The 1,497-nt window shown below is 69.3% G+C and carries 1 protein-coding gene; it reads right to left on the bottom strand.

Features of this window, described 5'->3' with window-relative positions:
* Window positions 1-122: 122 nt before the first annotated feature.
* Window positions 123-1,497, bottom strand: a 1,375-nt coding sequence (locus tag CCN42_RS05785) for an outer membrane protein assembly factor BamB family protein (RefSeq protein ID WP_107427549.1), incomplete at its 5' end; no start/stop codon positions are given.

Genomic DNA, 1,497 nt, shown 5'->3' with positions numbered 1-1,497 from the left:
AGCCGCCCCCGCCGCCGAACCCTCCCTCCTGCGGGGGCTGGTTCGGCGGCGGGGGCGGCTGGGTCATGGTCCTGGACACCTCGGGGACGGATCGACGAAGCGGAGTCGGCGGGCGGGGCGCGTCACTTGCCGTAGGCGAGCATCAGCTTCTCCTTCGCGTCGTCGTCGCCGCTCAGCCGTGTGGTGGAGAGGTACAGCCGGCCGTCCGCCCAGTCGATGTCCCGGGAGAAGAAGCCGTTCTCGACCTCCGAGGCGCTCGCCGGGTTCTTCAGCAGCGTGACCGGCTTGTGGTCGGCGCCGGCGGTCGCGATGGACACCACCTGGCCGCCCGCGTCGTACGACGGCTCGACATAGGCGACAAGCTTTCCGCCCTCGGCCTTCAGCGGCAGGATCGTCTGGTCCGTCGGGGACTTCACCCGCCACTTCTCCTTGCCCTTGGCCAGGTCGATCGCGATGACCTCGTTGGCGCCGGTGGTGGCCTCGGTGGGCAGGTACAGGGTGTTCGCGTCGACGGCCACGCCCAGGCAGCCGTTCAGGTCACGCTGGAGGATGGCCCAGCCGCACTCGGGGGCGATGCCGTCCTTGATGTCGACCTGGGAGCGGATCTTCCCGGCCGGGGTGAACGTGGCGACGTTCCAGGTGTCCTTGTCCTCGTTGGTGCTGTAGACGACCAACGGGTCCACGGAGAAGGTGCGGCCGATCCGCCAGCCCTTCTCGTAGGCGAACGTCCACTTGACCTTGCCGGTCTTCGGGTCCAGTTCCTGGAGCTCGTCGTGCTCGTTGTTCGTGCCGGCACCGCAGGAGGCGACCTGGATCAGCCGGGTGCCGCCCGCGAAGCCGGCCGGGAAGCAGGCGTCGCCGTACTTCTTCTTGTCGTAGAGCTTCTTGCCGGTGGTGACGTCGTACGCCGTGCCGGACTGCGACCGGCCCACCATCAGGGTGTTGCCGGCGATGGACAGCTCGACGGTGATGGTGCTGTCGAAGAGCGCGCCGTCGGCGATCTCGCCGCTCCAGCCCTTCTCCCCGGTGTTCAGGTCGATCTGCTGGAGCTGGTTGCACTTGGCGCGGTCGCTGGCGCCGCTCATGTACGCCACGACGATCGTGTCGTCGGCCGTCTTCTGCGCGGTGGTCGCGCAGATCTTCTGCGGGAAGGTGATGGTGTCCCAGGTCGGGGCGCCGTCCCCGACGTTGTAGCCGACCAGCTCCTTGTACGCCGCCTTGACTGCCGTTCTGTCGGTGATCCACATGCCGTTGGCCTCGGCGCCGGAACCGGGTGCGTCGGGCGCCTCCTTGTACCAGAGCACCCTCGACTCGCCGGGCTGGCGGCCCTCGTTGAGGTTGTCCGGGTCCGCGCCGCCGTCGCCGCTGCCGTCACCCGGGTCGACCGGGGACTCGGGGGCGGTGGGCTTGGGGTCGTCGCTCTTCCCGGCGACCGGTTCCTTCTTGCCGCCGTCGTCGCCGCCGCTCGTGACGGCGTACACGGTGCCGCCGATGACC

Source organism: Streptomyces glaucescens (assembly GCF_002154375.1).
In the GTDB taxonomy this organism is placed as follows: domain Bacteria; phylum Actinomycetota; class Actinomycetes; order Streptomycetales; family Streptomycetaceae; genus Streptomyces; species Streptomyces glaucescens.
This window is presented reverse-complemented; position numbering and strand designations above follow the sequence as displayed.